At 53.3% G+C, this 5,209-nt stretch carries 5 protein-coding genes; all 5 read right to left on the bottom strand.

Going from position 1 to position 5,209, the window contains the following annotated elements; all coding sequences use genetic code 11:
- Positions 1 to 35 precede the first annotated feature (35 nt).
- On the bottom strand, positions 36 to 305 hold the full coding sequence (locus IE083_RS15240) for a cyclic nucleotide-binding domain-containing protein (RefSeq protein ID WP_189354889.1): 270 nt from the start codon (positions 303 to 305) through the stop codon (positions 36 to 38).
- A gap of 120 nt (positions 306 to 425) precedes the next feature.
- On the bottom strand, positions 426 to 1,505 hold the full coding sequence (locus IE083_RS15235) for a ribonucleotide-diphosphate reductase subunit beta (RefSeq protein ID WP_189354888.1): 1,080 nt from the start codon (positions 1,503 to 1,505) through the stop codon (positions 426 to 428).
- Positions 1,506 to 1,604: 99 nt separating this feature from the next.
- Positions 1,605 to 2,174: a hypothetical protein gene (locus tag IE083_RS15230; RefSeq protein WP_189354887.1), complete on the bottom strand. Its 570-nt coding sequence runs from the start codon at positions 2,172 to 2,174 to the stop codon at positions 1,605 to 1,607.
- A gap of 404 nt (positions 2,175 to 2,578) precedes the next feature.
- Positions 2,579 to 3,064, bottom strand: coding sequence for a toll/interleukin-1 receptor domain-containing protein (locus IE083_RS15225; protein WP_229799790.1), 486 nt, complete (start codon positions 3,062 to 3,064; stop codon positions 2,579 to 2,581).
- 1,095 nt (positions 3,065 to 4,159) lie between these two features.
- A partial coding sequence (locus IE083_RS15220; RefSeq protein WP_229799789.1) for a hypothetical protein occupies positions 4,160 to 5,209 on the bottom strand: 1,050 nt, incomplete at its 5' end.

The raw sequence follows: 5,209 nt of genomic DNA, 5'->3' as shown, positions 1-5,209 counted from the left end.
GGAACGCATTCCTCAGATGTGATTTGAAACCCCGTTTACACAAAAATTCGGACAGGCCCGGCAACCTCACGACCATGGACCTGAACCTGAAAGCGGCCGGTAATGATGAAGTAGACGTCGGTGTCTTGTGCTCCTTGTGTGATGAGTACTTGGCCCGCAGCCACATTCAACAGGATGCCAACATCCGCTAGCCGGCTGACCAGGGCGTCGTTTCCCAAGACCAGCCTTTGCTGTGATAGCGCGTCCTCAAGGGCGGCGCGGCCTGCAGCGCCTTCAAACCGTTCAATCATCTTCCCGCTTTTCATTAAAAGGCTGCCGTTTCTCTACGCGCTAAGTGCGGCCAAGCAAAATTTCATACTTTGGCTATCGGAAATTTCAAATTTTGACTACAAAATTTCAACCTTTCCGATTTCTGACAGCAAATATCAATCCCAGCTCAGCGCGCCGCCAGTCTGATATTCAGTGACTCTCGTCTCAAAGAAATTCTTCTCTTTTTTGAGGTCGATCATTTCGCTCATCCACGGAAACGGGTTGTTCACGCCGGGGAACAGCTGCTCCAGGCCGATCTGCTGCATGCGGCGGTTGGCGATGAAGCGCAGGTATTCCTTGAACATGCTGGCGTTGAGGCCCAGCACGCCGCGCGGCATGGTGTCTTCGGCGTAGGCGTATTCCAGGTCTACCGCGTGCTTGAACAGCTCGGTGATCTCGGTCTTGAAGCTGTCGGTCCACACTTCCGGTTGTTCCAGCTTGATGGTGTTGATCAGGTCGATGCCGAAGTTGCAGTGGCTGGACTCGTCGCGCAGGATGTACTGGTACTGCTCGGCGGCGCCGGTCATTTTGTTCTGGCGGCCCAGTGCGAGGATCTGCACGAAGCCGACGTAGAAGAACAGGCCTTCCATGATGCAGGCGAACACGATCAGCGATTTCAGCAGGGTCTGGTCGGTTTCCAGGGTGCCGGTCTTGAATTCGGGGTGGCACAGCACGTCGATGAAGGGGATCAGGAATTCGTCCTTGTCACGGATGGATTTGATCTCGTTGTAGGCGTTGAAGACTTCGCCTTCATCCAGGCCCAGGCTTTCCACGATGTACTGGTAGGCGTGGGTGTGGATGGCTTCGTCGAAGGCCTGGCGCAGCAGGTACTGGCGGCATTCCGGGCTGGTGATCTGGCGGTAGGTGCCGAGCACGATGTTGTTGGCGGCCAGACTGTCGGCGGTGACGAAGAAGCCGAGGTTGCGCTTGACGATGCGCATTTCGTCTTCGGTGAGCTGGCCGGTTTTCCACTGTTCGATATCGCGCTGCATGTTCACTTCTTGCGGCATCCAGTGGTTGGCGCACTGGGCCAGGTATTTTTCCCACGCCCATTTGTGCTTGAACGGCACCAGCTGGTTGACGTCGGTCTTGCCGTTGATCACGCGCTTGTCTACCGCGTTGACGCGCTTGGTGCCGTGGGTGTCCAGGGTGTTGGCCGGGGTTGCGGTCGGGATCGGGTCTTCAAAGCTCAGCATGTAGGCTCCAGTGATTCTTTAGGTGTTCAAATTTGTTGCGGCCAACCTTGTGTTGGCCGCTTGTTTGTCAGGTGGCAGCGTGTGGCTGCCTCCGGTGATTCAGTTGCTGCGCCCGGCCTTACCGCTGAAGGGGCGGGTGGTCACGCCGTCCAGGCTGTTCACCTTCCACACCCGCTGCATGTGGCCGTAGTCGCGCTGTCGCGAGTCGAGAAAATCGATATCCGGCAGGTTGTCCAGATTGAAACGCACTTCGCCGAGGTAGACGGTTTCGCCGGCGCGCACTTCAAACGGCTTGTTCAGCACGAAGCGGGCGTAGCGCGAGTTCATCTGCCACCATTCTTCGCGGTCGTTCCAGCGGCCGTAGCCGTCTTGCAGCTGGTAGCGGCCGGGCGGCAACGGCAGCAGTTGCAGCTTGCCGTCTACCGGGGTCATGCCGGCGGCGCCGAATACGGTGTCGGTGCCGAAATTGGCGCTGACGTTGCCGTAGCGTTCGTTGTCCAGCCCGCGCCAGCTGATGCCTGCACTGGCTTGATCGGCGGCGTACACGGTCATGGAAAACACGGCGTAACCGAGGCCCGCGGGCGGCGTCAGCGATCCGTGCAGGGTGTCGGCCATGGTGGTGCAGCCGGCCAGCAGGGCGGCGGCACACAGTGTCGATAAGTGGCGCATGGTGCTCTCCTTGACGACTTGTTCCTGCTGTTTGGACTGGACGACAGCTTGCCGGGTTCGGCTATCCCCTGGCCACCTCACGGGAAGCGGCTGGAGGATAAAGGTTGGCCGCATGCGGCCAACCTTTAGCGGGCTACGGTCTTGCGGCCGTATCCACACGGGGACAACTTATTGGCAGTTAAGTGGAGTTAAGACCAATTTTTAGGTGTCTATCAGTCCACAAGTCAGTCAATGCCTACTTATTACGGACTGGCCAGTGTTGTTTGTCCGTAAGTCTGTTGGTAAGCGCGTCGACTGAAGCACTTAAAGACGTATAGTGTACTGTAAAAAGCGCGTCCCTTAGCACTGCTTGGAAAGCTGACCATGATGGAGCAACAGGCAAAGCGACCATGCAGGCAATGGGGCTAGATAGCAACCAGTTCTGCGATTTTTTCAGCGACCACCGCCATTGTGTCTTCTGCAGTGTCCAGGCCGCTTCGAGAGGCGAGCAAGGGGCTGACATTCCGAAGAGCTTCATAGGTCGTGTTGTGCACGATGGGTACGAGCTGGTTGCCCGCGAGGAGTGCCGAAAGCTCTTTGTCGGCGACGCCCTCTTTTGGAAGCCGGGTCAGCAGTGCAGGAGTCACGAGAACAAGCCCGATTCGCGAATTTGCTAAGCCCTTGTCGATGGCGCGCATCATTGGCACGCCGAGGCCAAGGTCCTTTTCGCTGAACCAAACTTTGACACCGGCCGCCTCAAGCAAATCGTGCAGCTCTTTGGCGGCCCCTTGTCGGTCGTCCCACGCGTGGCACAGAAAGACGTCACGAAGGTCAGGTTGTGCCGCTGCGCGCGTCTCAACGGTTTGTCGGATTGGCGTGAGGGACTGTACTTGGGCAGGCGTGTACGCCACAGATGAACCTGCTCTCGACCAGCGCGGCTTCGAACTGCTGCTGGACCTGCCGCCTGCTGCGCCACCGCCATGGCTATAACTGCTACCGCTATAGCTTGATGTGGAATAAGACGAGCTGTAGCCGCCACGGTAGCTACTGCGGTGCCGGCATGCTGGGCAGGCTGCGGCCGCCGCTGCTGATGAATGCCCACGTACTGGGGCTGTGCATTGAGCCATGTCGCAATCCTTTCAATCGCAATTGTCATTTCGGGCAGAGGGTTTGATGACCACATGAAAGCGTGAAAAACCACAACATGTGCCATTACGAGCAACCGGTAACCCAAATTGTAGTATTTAAGCGCGCCGGCAACAAGTCTTGACGCAAAGCTAATACTGCGCGTCTCGCGCCGAGATTGGCTTTGCGGGCAATAAAATGTTGTGCAGATTGGAGCTACAGGCGCAGGCAAGCGCTATAAGTCTGATGTAGCAGGGTTCTGCGCACGTGCAGACTTGCCACAAGATGCTGTGTCTGGTGGCCTGTGGCACCATGAGGACAATTGCATAGAAGACGGACAACGCTGTAGCAGGAACCAGAGAAGACGACGCGCCAGGTTGAATCAATAACCGCGTGGTAGGGACTGCCGACGCAACCTGAACACGGGAAGAGACCAAAACCGGCAGCACGAGGAGCAACGCAGGCAGATAGCTCACTCTGTGCAAGCCGCCAGCCGCCATTCGATGCAACGTTGCAAAAGTCCGCTGAGGGGCGCGTACGGCCAGAAGCAGGCTATGCCGTTAAGTATTTTCTGTCTTGGAATAAAGCATAAGCTGTCGCAATCTCTGAACAGAACGGGGCGCCATAGTGCGGGGGCTGGTGGTTGTTGACCGCAGTGCCGGTCGTACTTGACCAGAGCGCTGGTGGCCGCTGGCCGACATAGAACAGGCATACTTAGGCGATGAAGTGGGCTTCAGCAATCGACCCACTGTCGACCTTCATTCTGTTACGGCTTCAATGTCGGCTGATTGAGTGGAGCCGCCACCAGTCAATACCATTAGCCGGTAACGCTTCGGCAAAGCAAACAGAATGATTAAAATCTAGAGCAGCCCTAATTGATGTCATTTAATTAAATGATAGTGACCGATGCATTTTTCGATGCGCCCAAGTAATTCATGGAAGCCTGAAAAATCAATTGTCGATTTTTTTACGAGAATTACTTTTTTAGCAAAATATTCTTTCCCATATTCCGTTGCTTTGTCATAATTGTTATTTTTGTTAAATTTTTTTCCCGAGAGTTCTTCGTTTAGAGTTTCTTTTTTAAATAAATCCTCGATTGCCGTTTCTGCAGCCGCGTTACTAATGGGGGTAAAGACAACATAAAGATTATGTACTACATGCACAAACTCGGCTTTCCTGATTTCATTTTTTTCTTTTTTAATCGTCGTTGGATGTGGTTGTGCTGATTTGCTATTGACTAGGTAGGTTTCAATTTCTTTAAGGCCACTGTCATTGTCTAGAATAATAATTACGGGATTGATTGGAGCCGGGGCTTTGCTATAAAACTTGAAATGAACGTCATATTCCATAATAAAAGTTTTAAGATATGACGTTCCGCCGTACAGTTGAAGCAAAAAGCGTGTTCGCTTAGTGTAATTAAAAAACGATACGAGCAGCTTGTATGGTTCTGTTGCGGTTTTTGGTTTAACTAAATTTGGGAAGAATGTTGCAAGCCGGTTAATTGCTGACTTCAAGTAAACATTATCAGTTTTACCTTCGCAGAGAATGGTTGGCTGATTATTTGAATAAAACCACCGATAGAAGAGAAAACGACTGAAGGTTCTCTCCCGTCCGTTCAATAATTTACGTGTATTGTTTCCGTGCTGGGCAAGTTGGTACTCCGGATTTAGTGGTGTCTTTTGGCGCAGTCGATTGTAATAATCGACTTGGTCAATGAAGTTTAGCTGCCCTTCAAGCTCAAAAATATTTCCAGGAACTTCAGTGCCACTTATAATCTTGGTGAATTTCCCGCTTTTAAAGAGTGAGTGGCACTGTGCTTTCACTGTTCGCCAATATTCACTTTTTACGTTCGGCTTTTGGTTTACCACTAGCCAGGGCAATTGCACCTTTACGTCATAACGGTGATAGACCCAGCAACTCCGCCAGCGCCT

Origin of the sequence: Vogesella fluminis, assembly GCF_014652335.1 — a bacterium.
Taxonomy (GTDB): domain Bacteria; phylum Pseudomonadota; class Gammaproteobacteria; order Burkholderiales; family Chromobacteriaceae; genus Vogesella; species Vogesella fluminis.
This window is presented reverse-complemented; position numbering and strand designations above follow the sequence as displayed.

Bases quoted from the DNA above. Each gene is read 5' to 3' on its own strand.
- IE083_RS15235 (WP_189354888.1), bottom strand. From the start codon at position 1,505: ATGCTGAGCTTTGAAGACCCGATCCCGACCGCAACCCCGGCCAACACC.
- IE083_RS15240 (WP_189354889.1), bottom strand. From the start codon at position 305: ATGAAAAGCGGGAAGATGATTGAACGGTTTGAAGGCGCTGCAGGCCGC.
- IE083_RS15230 (WP_189354887.1), bottom strand. From the start codon at position 2,174: ATGCGCCACTTATCGACACTGTGTGCCGCCGCCCTGCTGGCCGGCTGC.